Annotated in this window: 12 protein-coding genes and 1 pseudogene; 6 read left to right on the forward strand and 7 right to left on the reverse strand. The window is 56.4% G+C overall.

Features of this window, described 5'->3' with window-relative positions; genetic code table 11:
* Positions 1-65: 65 nt before the first annotated feature.
* Positions 66-998 carry a UDP-glucuronic acid decarboxylase family protein gene (locus tag B4V06_RS05890; protein ID WP_498168278.1) on the reverse strand — a complete coding sequence of 311 codons (933 nt, stop codon included), beginning with the start codon at positions 996-998 and terminating at the stop codon, positions 66-68.
* On the reverse strand, positions 995-1,861 hold the full coding sequence (galU, locus tag B4V06_RS05895; protein WP_498168281.1) for a UTP--glucose-1-phosphate uridylyltransferase GalU: 867 nt from the start codon (positions 1,859-1,861) through the stop codon (positions 995-997). Before galU ends, B4V06_RS05890 begins: the two co-directional genes overlap by 4 nt.
* A gap of 302 nt (positions 1,862-2,163) precedes the next feature.
* Here galU and B4V06_RS05900 point away from each other — a divergent pair, with 302 nt between their 5' ends.
* Entirely contained in the window at positions 2,164-3,342 is a 1,179-nt protein-coding gene (locus B4V06_RS05900) for a tubulin/FtsZ family protein (RefSeq protein ID WP_498168283.1), read from the forward strand.
* Here the strand turns inward: B4V06_RS05900 and B4V06_RS05905 are convergent.
* Together B4V06_RS05905 and B4V06_RS05910 are read right to left on the reverse strand one after the other, a co-directional pair.
* Complete coding sequence (locus tag B4V06_RS05905; protein ID WP_498168285.1) at positions 3,339-3,689, reverse strand: type II toxin-antitoxin system PemK/MazF family toxin; 351 nt, start codon at positions 3,687-3,689, stop codon at positions 3,339-3,341. The two genes, B4V06_RS05900 and B4V06_RS05905, sit on opposite strands and share 4 nt — an antisense overlap.
* Positions 3,690-3,959: an AbrB/MazE/SpoVT family DNA-binding domain-containing protein gene (locus B4V06_RS05910; RefSeq protein WP_498168287.1), complete on the reverse strand. Its 270-nt coding sequence runs from the start codon at positions 3,957-3,959 to the stop codon at positions 3,690-3,692.
* Positions 3,960-4,040: 81 nt separating this feature from the next.
* Between B4V06_RS05910 and B4V06_RS05915 the strand changes: the two are divergent.
* A pseudogene (locus B4V06_RS05915) lies at positions 4,041-4,606 on the forward strand (zinc ribbon domain-containing protein); the annotation flags it as partial.
* A gap of 460 nt (positions 4,607-5,066) precedes the next feature.
* Here B4V06_RS05915 and B4V06_RS05920 read toward each other — a convergent pair.
* Positions 5,067-5,588 carry a DUF7342 family protein gene (locus B4V06_RS05920; protein WP_498168289.1) on the reverse strand — a complete coding sequence of 174 codons (522 nt, stop codon included), beginning with the start codon at positions 5,586-5,588 and terminating at the stop codon, positions 5,067-5,069.
* Between the two features lie 368 nt (positions 5,589-5,956).
* On the opposite strand from B4V06_RS05920, the gene B4V06_RS05925 reads away from it, so the two are divergent.
* A complete protein-coding gene (locus B4V06_RS05925; protein ID WP_498168292.1) occupies positions 5,957-6,784 on the forward strand; it encodes an undecaprenyl-diphosphate phosphatase in 828 nt (275 codons plus the stop codon).
* 46 nt (positions 6,785-6,830) lie between these two features.
* On the opposite strand, the gene B4V06_RS05930 is transcribed toward B4V06_RS05925, so the two are convergent.
* Positions 6,831-7,274, reverse strand: coding sequence for a VanZ family protein (locus B4V06_RS05930; RefSeq protein WP_498168294.1), 444 nt, complete (start codon positions 7,272-7,274; stop codon positions 6,831-6,833).
* 138 nt (positions 7,275-7,412) lie between these two features.
* Here B4V06_RS05930 and B4V06_RS05935 point away from each other — a divergent pair, with 138 nt between their 5' ends.
* Together B4V06_RS05935 and B4V06_RS05940 are read left to right on the forward strand one after the other, a co-directional pair.
* Positions 7,413-9,929, forward strand: coding sequence for a hypothetical protein (locus B4V06_RS05935; protein WP_498168296.1), 2,517 nt, complete (start codon positions 7,413-7,415; stop codon positions 9,927-9,929).
* Between the two features lie 346 nt (positions 9,930-10,275).
* Positions 10,276-13,026: a DUF7827 domain-containing protein gene (locus B4V06_RS05940; protein ID WP_498168299.1), complete on the forward strand. Its 2,751-nt coding sequence runs from the start codon at positions 10,276-10,278 to the stop codon at positions 13,024-13,026.
* Between the two features lie 531 nt (positions 13,027-13,557).
* Here the strand turns inward: B4V06_RS05940 and B4V06_RS05945 are convergent.
* Positions 13,558-14,679: an NAD-dependent epimerase/dehydratase family protein gene (locus B4V06_RS05945; protein ID WP_498168302.1), complete on the reverse strand. Its 1,122-nt coding sequence runs from the start codon at positions 14,677-14,679 to the stop codon at positions 13,558-13,560.
* Between the two features lie 779 nt (positions 14,680-15,458).
* Between B4V06_RS05945 and B4V06_RS05950 the strand changes: the two genes are divergently transcribed.
* Positions 15,459-16,673: a glycosyltransferase family 4 protein gene (locus B4V06_RS05950; RefSeq protein ID WP_498168305.1), complete on the forward strand. Its 1,215-nt coding sequence runs from the start codon at positions 15,459-15,461 to the stop codon at positions 16,671-16,673.
* Positions 16,674-16,680: the final 7 nt, after the last annotated feature.

A 16,680-nucleotide genomic window follows, 5' to 3' on the forward strand; every position in this document is an offset into this window, starting at 1 on the left:
TCCAGCCGATACCGTTTCGGCAGAGCGTACTAGGCGATTTGCCCGAGAATTGCTCATTTGAGCCTCTACACTCGCTGATCGAAGTACTCAACTGAGCGGTGTAGCCCGTCACGCAATCCTACCTCTGGTTCCCACCCCAACTCCGAGCGTGCCTTGGAGATATCTGGTCGTCGCACTTGCGGATCCTGGGGCGGGAGCTCCTCGTGGGTGATTCCACTCTCGCTATCAGTAATCTCGATCACCAACTCAGCTAACTCGTTGATTGTCCGCTCATCAGGATTGCCAATATTGACCGGCTCCTGTACGTCTGACTCCAGCAGTGTCACCAGCCCCTCGATCATATCGTCAACGTGGCAAAAGCTTCGCGTCTGACTCCCATCGCCATACACGGTTAGATCCTGTTGTGTCAACGCTTGCTTCATGAAGTTCGGAATTACGCGTCCATCATCAAGACGCATCCGTGGTCCATACGTATTGAAGATGCGCGCCACCCGGACGTCAAGATCATGTTTGTCGCGATAGGCGCGAACCAGCGATTCCCCGTACCGCTTTGATTCATCGTAGCATGACCGTGGGCCGTACGAGTCCACGTTTCCACGATACTCCTCTGGTTGCGGATTCACCTCGGGGTCACCATAGACCTCACTCGTCGACGTGAACAGGTACGTCGCGTCTTTCTCTCTCGCTAAGCCAAGTGTCTTGTGCGTCCCTAATGCTCCGACTTTCAGTGTCTTGATCGGGTGATCCCGATAGAACACGGGCGAGGCGAGACTCGCTAGGTGTAACACAGCATCCAACTCGCCGGACACGTGGATGAACTCCGTCACGTCGTGATCGTGAAATCGAAACCGACTATCCTCGAAGGCAGCGTTGAGATTTTCTACCTGCCCGCTCACACGGTTATCCATCCCGATCACCTCGTGTCCATCTGCCAGCAGTCGATCGCAAAGATGCGACCCAAGGAAGCCTGCCGCCCCGGTGACGAGGATCCGGCTCATGCGTCCCGGTCTGCGAGGAGCGCTTTCACAGCCTCATTAATCTCGCCGTCGTCATGGTTGAGTGCCATCTCAATATTGGCTTGGAGCCAACTCGGGATGTTTCCGATGTCGTATCGGTCACCGTCGAGTTCCACACCGCGGACAGTGTCCAACTTGCGGATCGCGTCTGTTAGCTGTAGTTCGCCACCAACCCCCTTCTCAGTTGTTTGTAAGAGCTCAAAGATCTCTGGGGTAAGCACATAGCGGCCGGTGATTGCAAGGTTCGATGGCGCCTCATCGCGTGGCGGCTTTTCCACGAAGTCGTGAACGGGGAAGCTGTCGGCGCTCGAATCGACTTCGTCGGTATCTGCCACGCCATACGAGGGCACATCCTCCCACGGAACCCGTTCGAGCGAGAGGACAGACGAGTCATGTTTCTCCGCGGCCTCAACGAGCGATTCGGTACACGGCGTTTCGTTTTCGATGATTGTGTCCCCGAGCAGTAGCGCGAACGGTTCATCGCCGACATGCTTCCGCGCATACAGCACGGCGTCACCCAACCCCTCCCGCTCTTTCTGGCGGACGTAGTGGATATCTGCGAGATCAGCGATATCCCGGACGCGGTCAAGCCGGTCGAGTTTGCCGTCGGCTTCTAACTCCTCTTCCAGCTCGTACGACTTATCGAAGTGGCGCTCGATGGCCTGCTTGCCACGGCCGGTGATGATAAGGATGTCGTCGATGCCGGCCTCGACAGCCTCTTCGACGACATACTGGATGGTGGGCTTGTCCAGTACCGGCATCATCTCCTTTGGTTGCGCCTTCGTTACGGGCAGAAAGCGCGTTCCAAACCCTGCTGCGGGGATAACCGCTTTTGTGACGTTCATGGATTATGTGGGGTATTCCCGCCGAGGTATGTAGTGTTTCTCATAGCAGAGCAAGGCGGAAATCCACTCCTATAGGAGTAAAAAGAAGCCGACATACTCGCCACACAACCACTAGACGACAAGAAACTGCCTCAGAGAGGGCCGCCTGAGAGATGAGATACTGTGCATTTTGTGTACCTCATCGTCCCGTATCTAATGGAGTCGGTATTCATACCAGCAACACCCTCGCTGGCGCGCTCCCGCCCAGTCTCAGAGGCGGTTTTATGTTAACGTGAGACAAAGACCGACCATACCTCCCTCCAATGAAACTCGCACTTATCGGCGTCGGGCAAGCAGGCGGCAAAATCGTTGATCGATTTATCGAATACGACGCCGCACACGGGGCGAACCTCGTGCGCGGCGCGGTCGCTGTCAACACGGCAACCGCTGACCTCCAAGGACTCACCCACATCCCCGACGAGAAGCGAATTCTTGTCGGGCAAGCCGAAGTGAAAGGCCACGGCGTCGGGGCCGACAACGAGCTTGGCGCCGAGGTCATCGAACGCGACCTCGGTGAGATTCAGGGCGCGCTTGATGGCGTGCCCTCTCACGAGATTGATGCGTTCCTCGTCGTTGCCGGGCTGGGTGGTGGTACCGGCTCTGGCGGCGCGCCCGTGATCGCCAAATATCTCAAACGGATCTACACCGAACCGATCTATGGGCTTGGGATCCTCCCCGGCAGCGACGAAGGCGGCATTTACACGCTGAATGCGGCCCGCTCATTACAAACGTTCGTCAGAGAAGTCGACAATCTCCTCGTGTTCGACAACGATGCGTGGCGGCAGACGTCCGAATCCGTCACGGAGGGGTTCGACGCAATTAACGAGCAAATTGTGAAGCGATTCGGGCTGTTGTTTAGCGCCGGCGAGATGCAGGCTGGCAACGATATTGCTGAAAGCGTCGTTGACTCCTCAGAGATCATTAACACGCTTTCCGGCGGAGGGATCTCAACGCTCGGCTACGCAGAGTCCGACGTTGAGGAGCCCACACAACAAGGCCTTCTCTCCCGGCTCTCGGGTGGCGGTAACGACTCGGATGCGTTCGACAGCACCGACACCACCAATCGGATCACGAGTCTCGTCCGCAAGGCGACGCTGGGCCGGCTTACCCTCCCGTGTGAGGTGGAGGGGACTGAACGCGCGCTGCTTGTCGTGGCCGGGGCCGGGCCACTCCTCAACCGCAAAGGCATCGAGCGCAGCCGGAAGTGGCTCGAAGAAGAGACCGGCTCGATGGAAGTGCGTGGTGGGGACTACCCGCGGACGGGTAGTGGGGTTGTCGCCACCGTCGTCTTGTTAGCTGGCGTCACGAACGTCCCTCGCGTCAAAGAACTCCAACAGGTCGCCATCGAGGCCCAGCAGAATCTCGACGAAATTGAAGGCGAAAGCGACGAGAAGCGACAGGATCTGCTCGGCGACGACAACGATTTGGAATCTCTGTTTTAATGACGGAGTCCGAGACTGTACTCGAGTGCGGTATCAACCTCACGCATTCGCTCGTCGGGAATAGAGCCGATGACGGTTTCGATCCGGGCTTCGATCGACACTGTTCGGATCTGACTACACATCGCGACAGAATCCTCTCGAAGGTGGCTTTCCTCAGCCGTCACGAGCACTTCGAACGGGTACAACTCGCCATCAAACGATGTCGTAAACGGGACGATGATCGTCGTGGGTGCGTTTTCGTTCCCGGCGTCGTTCTGGACGACGAGACACGGCCGCGTCCCTCGCTGCTCGGATCCTTTCGTCGGGTCGAGCCCAACGACCACGATGTCGCCGCGGCGAACCTCCATCTACTCCCACTCCGGGGCATCGCCGAGATACGTATTGGCCTCCTGTGATACCTTCTCCATCTCGTCGTTGAGGTCTTGAAATTGCTCGGCTCGCGCACGATACCCGGCCGCAAGATCCTCTTTAGTCACCGGTTTCTCAATGACGATCTTTCCGGACTCTTCGTGAATCGCTACCTCGTCGCCGCCACTGATGTCAAACGCTTCGCGCAGCGTCTTCGGGAGGGTGACCTGACCGCGGTCGCCGACACGTCGTTTTTTCGCTTCTTCCATACCTATTCAGATCATATCCATACTCAAGAGCCTACCGGCGAGTTCTCCGTACCGGTCAGTCTAGGGGCGCTCCTATCGATTCAACACGGCAAGACAAGCGTCCACCGGAAACTCGGCGACAAGGAAGAACGATTCACCGATGGGTGTTGCATCGGCTCTCCCGTGCTGTCGTGGAGTTCGCAGACCAATTCTCGAACCCGGTCATCGTGTTCGAAGATATGGAGGGTATCCGTGATGAAATCCAGTACGGGTCGTATATGAACCGCCGGTTGCACAAACTGCCGTTCCACAAGTTCGAGACGTTCGTGTCGTACAAGGCGACGTGGCGAGAACTCCCGACAGATACGGTGGATGCGTACTACAACTCGAAGACGTGTTCGTGCTGTGGTGAGCGTGGGTATCGTCAGGGTCGGCGGTTCCGCTGTACGAACGACGAGTGTGACGTGGTGCAAGACCACGCTGACCGGAATGCGTCGGTGAATGTCGCGTGGCGTGAGAAGGCAAAACTCGACGGGAACACGACGAATTACCGGACTCACAAAACCCAGCCGCAGGTTCGGTTGGTGCGTCTGTCCGGGTCGGGGCGTGTAAGCCACCCAACCTCATCCCGCTCGCTTGCCGAGCAGGGAGTGCTAGCGCACGGCTGAGGGAACCAATCAACTATCGACTCGACGTATACGCTGGAATCTTCGTTTCGAACAACCGATGAAGCGCAGTCCACAGAATCTCTGTCGGAACAGATTTCGTGAATTCAGCGCGTGTCCGATCGGATTCCCCTGTGTTCCGGTGTTCGTACTGAAAGTGTACCGAACCTAGATCCGGATGATCCTCGTCGCGGTGCCACCCACAGTCGAAGCCCGTGTTCGGGTCCGCGTAGTGGATTCGATAGGATTCCGTTTCTCGTCGAAACCGCCACTCCACTTCGAGTAGTGGGGGCTCTGGACCAGTAGGGGGCTCAACCCGGTCGGGAGCGACACTCGCTCGAATGTATTCTTTCGAGATACTGTCCGGCTCAAAGCCAACAGTTGTGACTTTGGGATGTCGATTTTAGATGTCACGAAGCCCGTCGTAGACAGACGTGTCGATCGTCCCTGGCAACCCCATCGTTCAGACCGGAACCCCGTCTCGGTCGGTCGCCCAGTCGTACTCTTTCAGCGCTGCTTTCACGACCGGCAACCGGTCAGCGAGGTGTTCCCACTCGCTGGCGATCGCACGCCGTCTTTCGGCCTCGTCAGGGGTATCGACCTCGGCGACACTCGCAAGGAGCTCGCTCGGCGACTCGACGTTGTACTCGGCTTCCCACTCTGCGATCCGCGCCCGCATCGTCTCCAGGGCGTCGGCGAGTTCTTCCCGGTCGTGCTCGCGCTGGAGGGTCGCGACTTCGCGATAGGTCGCCATCAGTTGATCGACGCAGTAGAGCGTCTGGCTCCCGCGGTCGGTCTTCTGTAAGACGTTATCCTCGACGAGCTGATCGAGGTACTTCTGGGCCGTCTTCGTCGTGGTTTCTGTTTCCTCGGCCACCCACGATGCGGTTCGGGGCGTTCGGAGCGTTCGCGCGGCCGCACGAACTCGCTCACCTCGCGTCATCGAGGGAGCGTTTGAATCGGCAGCGTCCGTTTCGTTCGGCATAAGGTCCCCTATGCTCTGGAAAAATATATATCCAAGGGGTTGTAGATATTTCTCACTCGTTTTTGAGCGTGTCGTAGACGTTCCAGTTCGAATCTCAGTCGTCCGCGGCGACCCGCCGAACCAGTTCCCGCTGGATGTTCTCTATCGCGTCGTTGAGCGGAGAGGTCGCTTCCGTCCTGTCCTCGGTGACCATACCAAAACGGATATTCCGAACGTCGCTAACAGCCCCTAAAAAGTTGGTTCGGTGACCAGGCGCAGACGGCCAGCGTATCGCCGCTCTCGTCGTAGCACACACTGACGTCATCCCACCCGTCACCCGCATCGCGAATCTGCGCCGCTTAAGTAGCCGGATCCCACGAGTGCATACAGTGACGCTAACGGACCTGCTCATCGCGATTCTTGCGGGGATCGTCCAGGGGGTCGTCGAGTGGCTCCCGGTATCGAGTCAGGGCAATCTCTCACTCGTCTTAACGCTGGTTGGGACCGACCCCGCCGTCGCAGTACAACTCGCGCTCTTCTTGCAGGTCGGGACGACGCTGTCGGCGGCCACATACTACCGAGACGAACTCCAGACCACACTCGCGGCGGTGCCGGGCTGGCGGCCTCAGGACGCCTACGAGGGCGAGAACGCAATCGCCTCGTACATCGTTGTCGCCTCGTTCATGACGGGCGTCGTCGGCATCCCGCTCTACATCTATGCCGTTGATCTGGCCGGGCAACTTACGGGTGGCGTGTTCATCGCCGTGATCGGGCTCTTGCTGCTTGCAACTGGGGTCCTCCAACTTGCCTCTGAATCCGTCTCGATGGGTGGCCACACGGCCCCGACACTCACCGATTCGCTCCTTGTCGGCGCCGTGCAGGGGCTCGCCATTCTGCCCGGTATTTCGCGATCGGGGATGACGACGAGTGTCTTCCTGTTCCGCAGTTACGAGCCACCGGCCGCATTCAGACTCTCATTTCTGTTGTCTATTCCGGCGAGTCTCGGCGCCGCAGTACTCACACTGTTGAGCGCTGGTGGCCTCCCCGGGATTAGTCCCACAGCAGCGGGCGTCGCGCTTGCGGTCAGCGCCGTCGTCGGCTATCTCACGATTGACGCGCTCATGCGCGTCGTCGAGCGGATCCCGTTCTGGGCCGTCTGTTTTGGCCTTGGCGGGCTCGCAATTGTTGGTGGCGGGATCGTTACGCTCGTTGTCTGAGTATCATCGGTCGCGTTCGCTGGCCTGCGCGGAGAGCTCTTCCTGTTCACACTGGCCGTTCAAGATCAGCGATCCTTGTAGCTCGATAGAACCGAACGTACCGCGCGAGCAGTCGCCAACAGGCAACGGCCACGGCTGCGCCAACCGCATTCACGCCCATATCCGCAACCGCGAACGTCCGCGATGGCAGCCGTGACTGCATCACTTCAATTGTGACGCCGTAGCCGATTGCACACACACCCACGAGGACAACCACCTGCCACTCTGGGAGCCGGGAATCATGCAACGCGTACGCGAGCATGACGGCGAGACAGGCGTACGCGAGAAAATGCAGCCAGTCCGAATACGGGAATATCCCGAGTGGGCCCGTCTGAAACGTCTGGGTGCCTGGCCCCGCTTGAATCGAGTAATACAGAATAATCCCTGCAACTGTGATCACAGCCCCCCATCGCATTATGTTCGGGAGCAGCGGGATCCGTAATCGGCGCATACGGAGAGAGGTACCTGTCACCACAAAAGGATCCGTCATTTCTTTTTTTCCTCAAGATACAATTCTGAATCCCTCTCCCTCCGCGACGAGGTGGCCCGAACGAAAACGCTAATCCGGCCCCGCCACAGTTGCACGCTAATGCCCTCGCCCGAGGAGACAACCGCACGCACCCGCGAGTATCTCGCGGACCACCCGGAGGCCGAAGACGCGCTCGGGGCACTCCTTGAGCGCGATGCTGATGGTGACCCCTGGACATTTGCAGAGACAGATCTTGATTCCGGCCAGTTTGGGGAGCTCGTCTCGCGTGATCTCGCGACTGCTGTCGATGATGGGTATCGCCTCCAGCAGCCGGCTGCGATTCGCGCTGCGCTCGATGGAGCCGATATGGCTGAATCGACCGAAGCCAACAATCCTGCGACCGGTGAGAGTACAAAGAGTGTCTCCCTGTCTGAAAAATTATCTGCCCGTCTCGCTAGCGATTTTCAAACGCGTCTCGCGGTAGTCGGCGCACTCCTCACCGTGGTTGCGGCACGGCTTGTCGGTGCGCCGGCGGTGCTCCGCGATGGCTACGTCGTGTCGCCCGCTAACGACACCTACTTTTTCCGCTACTGGCAGGAGCGACTGGCTGCTCGTGCTGATGGCATCTTTGATTTCGCGCTGTTTGCTGATATGGGTGGGGCCGCAGGCACGCGGCCGCTCTCACATGCCATCAACTGGTGGGTGACCGTGTTGCTCGGTGGGGTTGATACCGCGCCACTGGTTGCGGCGTGGCTGCCGATTGTGACGGCTGTCTGTCTCGGGTACGTTGTCTACCGACTCACATCTCTGCTCACCAGTGACGTTCGCGTGGCTCTCGCCGCGGTTCTCTTCTATGGACTTGCCCCTGTCAACGTGGTGTACACAACGGTCGGCTTTCTCGACCACCAATCTCACCAGTATCTCTGGCTTGGACTGCTCGTTTTCGCGTTGACTGCCCTTGCGACAGACGTTGCCCGTCGCGCCCGCGAGACAGACCCGGCTAGCGCTGCTCGCGCCCACGCACGCGCCCCGCGATCATGGGGTATTGCCGCTGGTCTGGCAGTTGCTGTCGCAGCCTCCGCACATCTGTGGGGCGGCTCGCCGCTCACGTTCATCCCGGTTGCTGCTGTGGTCGGCTTTCGCGTCGCCCTCGACATCCGACATGGCGGTTCGCCAGCCTTTGGAAACGTGCCTCTGGTTGTGGGGCTCATAGTCGGCGCCGGACTCGCACTCGCCGCGCATCTCGGGCTCAGTTGGCATGAATCGATTGCGGCAGTCACGCCCGTGCTCGTCGCTGGCGGCGCCGTCGCAGTTGTCGCCGCCGGCGAGCTGTGGCGCCGGACGGATCTTCCAGCAACGGGATTCGTCGTCGTCGAGGCGATTGTCGCTACAGGTGGGCTCTCTGCGTATTGGCAACTTCGCCCGGCCGAGATTGAGCGCTTCCGGGCCCGCGCGGAGGATCTCTTCTTCCGTGAGGGTGCGACCGAAACCGCCTCGCTGTTCAGTCCCGATTTCGCGGTGGTGTTCGGCCCGCTCATCCAGCTCGGCCTCGGATTTTATTTCGGGATTGCTGTCCTCGGGGTTGCGACGTGGGTTGTGGCTCGTCGATATGAGCCGGGGTGGCTCGTACTCGTCTGTTTCGCGTGGTACTACACGCTGCTCGCGACGATCCAGGTGCGGTTTGCCGGCCAGTTGGCGATTTTCATCGCCCCGTTTGCGGGTATTGGATTGATCTATCTGCTCGCCGCGATCGATATCGCTCGGCCTGTCGACGTGCTCGACCCTGCGAGTAGGACCGGTGACACGGCAGGGTCTTTCTACTCGGAGTGGGACGGAGGCACCAGTGACGACGAGGACAGCTCGATCTTTGACCACATCGGTGCCGCTGAGACAGCGCCTGGCATCACCTCCGTCCAGATCCCCGATAGAATCCGTATGCGTGGTATTCTCGGTGCCGCAGTAGCGCTCGTGCTCGTATTTAATCTCATTCTTATTCCACCGCTCGTCGGACAAATGACCCACGACCGAGCGCAGTTTGAGGCCGCACAAACGATCGACGAACATGCCGATGCTGTCGATCGCGACTACCCACAGAACTTTGTGTTGAGTCTGTGGGGCGACAACCGCATGTACAACTACTTCGTGAGCGGTGAGTCACTAAGCTACGGCTATGCACAGAGTAATCACGACCAATTCCTCGCCGCGCCAGATCCGGACGCATGGTACGATCGCTTCCAAGGTCGCGTCGGGTACGTTGTCATCACTGATCGGGAGGCTGCGCCACCGACGAACTCCAGTTACGGTACACTCTATGAGGGACTGGGTGTCGGCGCCAACGGGACGGCCACTACTGGCCACTATCAACTCCTTGCAGCTGAAGACGGTGTTCGGACTTTTGCAGTCGTCCCCGGTGCAACGTTGCGAGTGAGTGACACGAACGGTGAGCGCGTGGCTGCCAGCACGACGGTCTCGATCGCTAATGAAACGTACGAATATACCCGGAATGCCACGAAGACAGAAGATACCGCCGTGACCCGGGTTGCATACCCTGGTGAATATACGATTGGTAACCGGACTGTGTCCGTGACTGACGAGGATGTCCTTGGGGGGAATCAGACGACTGTCTCGTCTGCATAACCGTCTGACATCCGATATCCAGAGACAGTTTCACTCATTTGCGCTCTGTACTAACTTCGCTTATTTTTGGCTTGTATCTGGGCTCATGACCTGAAATCTGAAAACGGCCGTCTCAACCCACTGAAAACCCCATGAGACACATTCACACGCACCTCGATTTCACACAAAGTACTTATACTGACCGCTTTAACAATCGGTCGCAGCCCCTACCCCACAATGCGACACGATCGCAAGTAATCCGCGTCAAGTCCGGCTGCACCACATCGAGTGTGTAGGGTGATGATGAACGGGCGACTCAGGCGAGGACAAAGCAGACTGTCGCGACGTAGAACACAACGACAACAATATGACAAACGACAATACAACACGCAAGAAGGCTAATGCAGTCTTCTTTGCAGCGGTCATGGTTATCTCCATGGTCGCAGTTGGCTTTGCAGCTGCTCCCGCAGCTGCAGCCAATATTCAGACTGCAGAGTACGATCAAGAAATAGACAACGGTGATACGACGTATCAAGGGCAAGAACTCATCGTTAATGTGAGCGGCGTCAGTAATTACGATGGTGGAAACCTCGAGCTCCGAGAGCTCGACACAAGTGAGAGCCCGGCCCAGATCGGAGGTCTGGAAGCAGCACTTGATCCCGATGGTGACGACTACGTCGTCATCGATACGTCCAACCGTGACGCTGGCCAATACGTCATCACCACGCAGAGCAGTGGTAGCGAGTTCAACAACTCTGGTGAGGGTGACATCCGGTTCGAAGTTGTCGCCCAAGATCTGACCACCGAGTTTGACGACGACGAAGTCGGCGACTCTGGTGACGACGCGCTTGTCGATTACGAGATTGATTCAGACGCGCGTAACGAATACGTCGTCAACGTCCAGGCAGACGGCCTCGACGCAGACGATCTTGAAGACATCTTCACCGGCAGCGGGAACGCGACCTACGACCGTGATGTTACAGAGAACATCACGGACGAGGACGGCGACTGGGACCGCTATGAAGTCTCCGCTTGGGCTAACAATTCTAGTCAGCAGGATGGAGACTACGCGCTCAACGAAGATGATGACATCATCACGCTGTTTGACGCTGAGGACAGCGATCACGAACTTGACTTCACTGATATCGATCAGGACGAGTACGAGTTCGAAGTGAGCGTAGTTGACTCGACTGCTGAGGACACCGATACGATCAACGTCACCGAGGCCGATGAAGGCGAACTCGACATCGCTGATTCGGTCGTTGAGCAGCAGGGTGACGTCGCCGAGATCACCGTCCAACTCGACAACACCGATCAGGGTACACTCGTGATCGGTAACGAAGAGGACGACGGATACCAGGCGAACGTGACTATTGAGGACGAGGAAGACGACGAAGTGGTTGTCCTCTTCAACACGTACGCAGCTGGAGACGCCACCGCGAGTCCGGACGACATCGTCTACACGGACGATGACGACGCGGAAGTGTCACTTGCGAATGACTCGAACCTGACCGACATCCTTGATACTGGTACGTACGACCTCGCGGTCGGCCCGTACACCAACGACACTGCCGACCAGCGATTCATCGACACGATCGAGGATCCGGACACGATCTCCTCGCTCTCAATTCAGGAGCGGTCCGAGACGAGCCTCGCGCTCTGGCGGACCAGCGAGAGCGTTGAGGAAGACGTCGCAGAGGAGCTCGGCGATGAAAACGAGAGCGCCACGGTCGAACTGATCAACAGCGCCGTCGAAGGCGACCTTGTCACGCAGACTGACACACTTGCCGTCGATGACGACGGCTCGCGCAGCGACGTTCTCGTCCACCAGCTCACCGCGAGTGGGCTGGAGGGCGTCCTCGAGAGCGCCGATGGAGATAGCCTCGGCCAGGGCGATCGGACGACCCAGCTCTACGCGCTTCTCCAAGAGACGAACGATTACGACAGCGAATCGGATTACTCCAACCTTGCCAACGGTAGCGATGACAAGGTCGAAATGGTTCTGGAACTCCAGAACCCCGGTCCGAACGAGCCGACCACCTCGATCGACGTGAACGAGGACATCGGTAGTAGTGCATTCTCGGACATCTTCACGGTTGTCTACGACGAAGACACCGACAACTACTACATCGTCGCAAACACCGATGAACTCAACGATGAGGTCAGTGAGGACATCGAGGATGAGGACGAGTACGAGGTCCAGATCAACGTGCAGGACGCGCGGCTGCTGGACACTCTCGAAGAGGATGACGAAGATGCCTTCGAGGATGCGTTCCTCGAGAACTCGGCCTCGTTCACGGCTGAAGCAGCCGAGGGCGAGTTCGACAACGAGGACGATATCCAAGTCGAAGCCGCTGAAGAGCAGTCCATCACGGGTACGACTAACGTCGCGCCCGGGACGGAAATCGACGTGCGCGTCCGCAGCGACGACGACGCGTCGACGAGCTTCATCCAGAACGACGAGGACCTCATCGTGACGCCCGACGGCACGTTCGAGGCCACCTTCGACTTCAGTGAAACCGAAGTGAACGACACGTTCGAGGCGTCTGTCCGCCAGGCTGCCTTCGACGCCACTTCTGACGGGACGGTCGTCGAAACGGTTGAGGAACGAGCAAGCTTCGATGTTTCGGACCTCAGCCCGCAGGAAGCCACCGCGACGGCTGGCGACTCAGTGACCGTCTCCGCGACAATCGAGAACACCGGTAACGCAGAGGGTACCCAGGATGTCGCGCTCACGCTTGACGGCGAGGAGCTCGACAGCCAGGAGACCACTCTGGAAGCCGGCGGTAGCACCACCGTCGAGTTCACGGCCGACACGTCCGGCCTCGACGCTGGTGACTACGAGCACGGTATCGCCACCGACAACGACGAAGAGACCGGTACGCTCACCATCGAAGAGGACACCGGCGACGACACTGGTGACGACACCGGCGACGACACCGGCGACGACACTGGTGACGACACCGGCGACGACACTGGTGACGACACCGGCGACGACACTGGTGACGACACCGGCGACGACACCGGCACGGACGACAGCACGCCCGGCTTCGGCGCGCTCGTCGCCCTCGTCGCGCTCATCGCGGCTGCGCTCCTCGCTACGCGGCGTACCGAGTAACGCAGCAGCGATTCACCACACTCGCTAACTATCGGCCCTCGCGGGCCGACCCTTGCGACACTTCTTTATCGGACTCGACCACCCAGCGACAGCTATATGTGATAACGAAATTGTCGAAACTCTGTGAGACTCACACCTATTCATACGGTGATTGCGACTTATTACCACTGGCGGCAAATCCTGACCTGCGGGAGTGAGACACCGCATATCGACATCGCGTCGTGGCAAACACGGGTGTGTGGCCGGCTCATTTCCTTACCGTTGACTCGACACGGCAGTCCCGTAGGCGATGAGGAAAGCCTGTATAACCACTCTAACACGCTAGTGGGTCCGTCGTACGAACGACGGACCGAATGACGTCGCTACGCGTCGAGCAGTATGCTGCGCGTCTGCTTGAGATCAGCCACGTCATACAATTACGGCAGCCTGTCCGGATAGTACTCCCACTTTATTGCCAACAAACTCTGTATCAGACGCGAAAAAACCATTTCTGGACTGTCGGGGATCAATAAATAAGCGATAGAATCAGTGTTATTTTCCAACAAGTCCTTTCTCTTCAAGTTCTTCTTGGGCTTGCTTGAACTGATCTTCGGCGTGCTGTTTGCGTCCCCACTTAACGAGTTCACGCATACCCTCCTCAAATCCGATTTCAGCTTCGAAGCCAAGCACCTCGGCAGCCGCCGTGGGGTCAGCATAACAGTGCCGGATGTCTCCTTGGCGATAGTCGTTGGCGATTTCGGGCTCAAGTTCGTCGGATTTTCCGTAGAGATCAATCAGTGTCTCAGCGACGTCATTAATACTCGTTGGATTACCGCTCCCGATGTTGACAGCGACATTCTCAGTATCTGACTCGATAGCGAGCCGGTTAGCTCTCGCAACATCGCTAACATGAACGAAATCCCGAGTTTGTTCACCGTCTTCAAACACGAGCGGTGGATTACCGTTTTTGATTCGGCTAGAAAATATCGCACAGACACCGGTGTATGGGTTGTCAAGTGCTTGGCGGCTTCCAAAGATGTTGAAATAGCGAAGTGCAACAGTTGGGATGTCGTAGGCGCGTCCGATAGAGAGCATCATCTCTTCTTGATCCCTCTTAGTAATTGCGTAGATACTCGTGCTATCCCGTGGTTTCGATTCCGGCGTTTGTTTCGGTTTGAGGTCATGACCGCACTCAGAACACGTATGTTCCCAATCACCGCCTGCCATTTGGTCATCATCCCGGAGCGACGGATGACGGATCTTACTACAGTTTGAACAGTAGTACTCACCTTCGCCGTAGATCGACATCGACGATGCAACGACCATTTTTTCCAGTTGGATCTCCTCGTCGATGATGATGTCAAGTATTCGGGCCGTTCCGAGTGTATTCACGTCAACATACTTTTCGACTTCATACATCGACTGACCTACTCCCACAGCACTAGCTTGATGATTCAGAAAGTCTGTCTCTTTGAGAAGATCGGTCATCAACTCACGGTCTCGAACGTCACCCCAAATATACTCTGCGTCTTCATTCAAATATTCAGGTTTGTCTCCGTGGACTTGCTCAGTTAGATTGTCAACTACTGTGACGTCATAGCCCGCTTCTGTGTATTCATCGACAATATGGCTGCCAACGAAACCTGCACCACCGGTGACGAGGACACGATCCATATTGCGTTGTTTATCGGATACAAAAAGAAGTTCGCGGTTTAGTTCAGGTTCACACTGAGTTGATCTTTGGGCTAGAGAATAGATTGCTCAATACCTTCACTAAGAGGGATGCTTGGGGACCAACCGAACTGTTCTTTCGTTCGGCTGATATCCGGCCGACGAAGTAGTAGATCGTCTTCCTGAAGCTCCTTGTGAACGATACCACAACTCGTATCAAGCATATCTGCGGGTTCCTAGATTATAATTTCACCTGTACTGCCGAGATTAATAACTTCATCACCAGCTATTACCGGACTGGCGTCAGCAGATAGTATGATATCTTGAACCATATCGTTAATGTAGAAGAAGCTACAGACTTGAGTATCAACACCATTCTCGGTGAGATCATCGCCTTGGAGTGGTTGCGAGAGAGAGAGTTTAGCATAACCAACCGTTGTTTAGGTAAATTTGTGACCTATACGTATTAAATATATGATCTTTTCTGCTTGTTGAGTCCGATGACGATGGCCGGATTGGCAGAGTAATCTCTAGCGTTTGAGTAGGAATCGGCGACAGATGGATGATCGGCATCGTATTTTGCCCTCCAAAACTATGTCGTCGTCCGGAGTCCGTGCGGGGTATCCGTTAATGCTGGACTCTGATGATCGTGTATTCAGCCCTGAATCCTATGCTGTCTGTGGATTCAACGGGCATCGCTTTCATATCTGGTCTAGGGAGGAGCTAGGACTAAAACTATCCATGGAAAAGAGCATACGTCAGAAGCGACAATAGAAAAGTAAATGAATCTCATCGCGGTGACTGATTATCTTAATAATGTTGGGGGTGCCGAACTAAGCGCCCAGACTATCATCCGGTCACTCGCCGATCATCCCTCCGTAGACGATCTGATAGTCGTTGGGGTCGATTTAGCGAATAAGGAGCAACTTGAATATGACTCCGCACGAGTAGAACCTATTGAGATGCCTGACTTTGCCCGGGATATCCCAGACTTTGCTATAGATATTATTGTCGAGCGATTGCTCGCCAGACGAGTTAGAAAATACCTCAAAGATACGGATATTGTACATGCCCACCACCGCCGTTCAACACTTGCTCTCCAACATCTCCCTAAAAATACTACTACTATCGGTACAATCCGTGACTATTGGCCTGTTTGCCCTATATCGGTCTATAATGTTGGGTGTGAGCAATGTACTGGATGTGGCAACCAGCTAGATGAGTGCGTCGAATATCAGGGCTGGACCGGTATGAAGGGCAAAGTGGTTAAGCCCTACCTGCTCAGTAAGCGACAACATTACCAGAACGGTCTGGAAACACTTGATGCGACTGTGTACATCGCGAACCATCTTCGAGACACTATCAAGTCGAACTATCGAGGAATCAACCCATCTCAAGACAAAGTCATTTACAATCCTGTGTCGGTAGAGTCTGACATCGAATCGGGAAAAAAGCCTGATTCTCCGACTTACGTAACGGCTAGTTCTCTTGTTCGTGAGAAAGGGGTTGATCTAGCTATTGAAGCTGTCGGACAGCTCACTGAGTCGTATCCCGAGGCGAGTTTACGAGTGTTTGGTGATGGACCACTCAAAAAAGAGCTAGAAGCGCTTGCAAGCGAAACTTGTCCAGCAAACACTATTTCGTTCGAAGGGCGGGTTCCACCGAATGAGGTGTACGACGCTATGGCGAACGCGACAGCGACCGTATTTCCGTCTCGGTGGGCCGAACCGTTTGGCCGCGTGAGCGTTGAATCACTTATGTTAGGAACACCAGTAGTTGGGAGTAATATCGGTGGGATTCCAGAGGTGGTAACTAATGGAGAGACAGGGCTTTTATTTAATACAGGAAATGTAGAATCGATTATAAATTGTTTACAAGATATCCACGAAAGCAGCGGATTTCAGAGCGAGATAGATGGATGGAAGGAGAGTCAACGGAAGCAATTTACTTCTCAGTCTGTGGCCAACCGTTATATTGAGCAGTTCAACTCACTTTGATTTCGGA

Source organism: Halorubrum sp. B53 (genome assembly GCF_059752395.1).

Excerpts from the sequence above, each read along its gene's own strand:
- B4V06_RS05900 (WP_498168283.1), top strand. The coding sequence starts at position 2,164 with ATGAAACTCGCACTTATCGGCGTCGGGCAAGCAGGCGGCAAAATCGTT.
- galU (WP_498168281.1), bottom strand. The coding sequence starts at position 1,861 with ATGAACGTCACAAAAGCGGTTATCCCCGCAGCAGGGTTTGGAACGCGC.
- B4V06_RS05930 (WP_498168294.1), bottom strand. The coding sequence starts at position 7,274 with ATGCGCCGATTACGGATCCCGCTGCTCCCGAACATAATGCGATGGGGG.
- B4V06_RS05950 (WP_498168305.1), top strand. The coding sequence starts at position 15,459 with ATGAATCTCATCGCGGTGACTGATTATCTTAATAATGTTGGGGGTGCC.
- B4V06_RS05890 (WP_498168278.1), bottom strand. The coding sequence starts at position 998 with ATGAGCCGGATCCTCGTCACCGGGGCGGCAGGCTTCCTTGGGTCGCAT.
- B4V06_RS05910 (WP_498168287.1), bottom strand. The coding sequence starts at position 3,959 with ATGGAAGAAGCGAAAAAACGACGTGTCGGCGACCGCGGTCAGGTCACC.
- B4V06_RS05945 (WP_498168302.1), bottom strand. The coding sequence starts at position 14,679 with ATGGATCGTGTCCTCGTCACCGGTGGTGCAGGTTTCGTTGGCAGCCAT.
- B4V06_RS05920 (WP_498168289.1), bottom strand. The coding sequence starts at position 5,588 with ATGCCGAACGAAACGGACGCTGCCGATTCAAACGCTCCCTCGATGACG.
- B4V06_RS05905 (WP_498168285.1), bottom strand. The coding sequence starts at position 3,689 with ATGGAGGTTCGCCGCGGCGACATCGTGGTCGTTGGGCTCGACCCGACG.
- B4V06_RS05940 (WP_498168299.1), top strand. The coding sequence starts at position 10,276 with ATGACAAACGACAATACAACACGCAAGAAGGCTAATGCAGTCTTCTTT.
- B4V06_RS05935 (WP_498168296.1), top strand. The coding sequence starts at position 7,413 with ATGCCCTCGCCCGAGGAGACAACCGCACGCACCCGCGAGTATCTCGCG.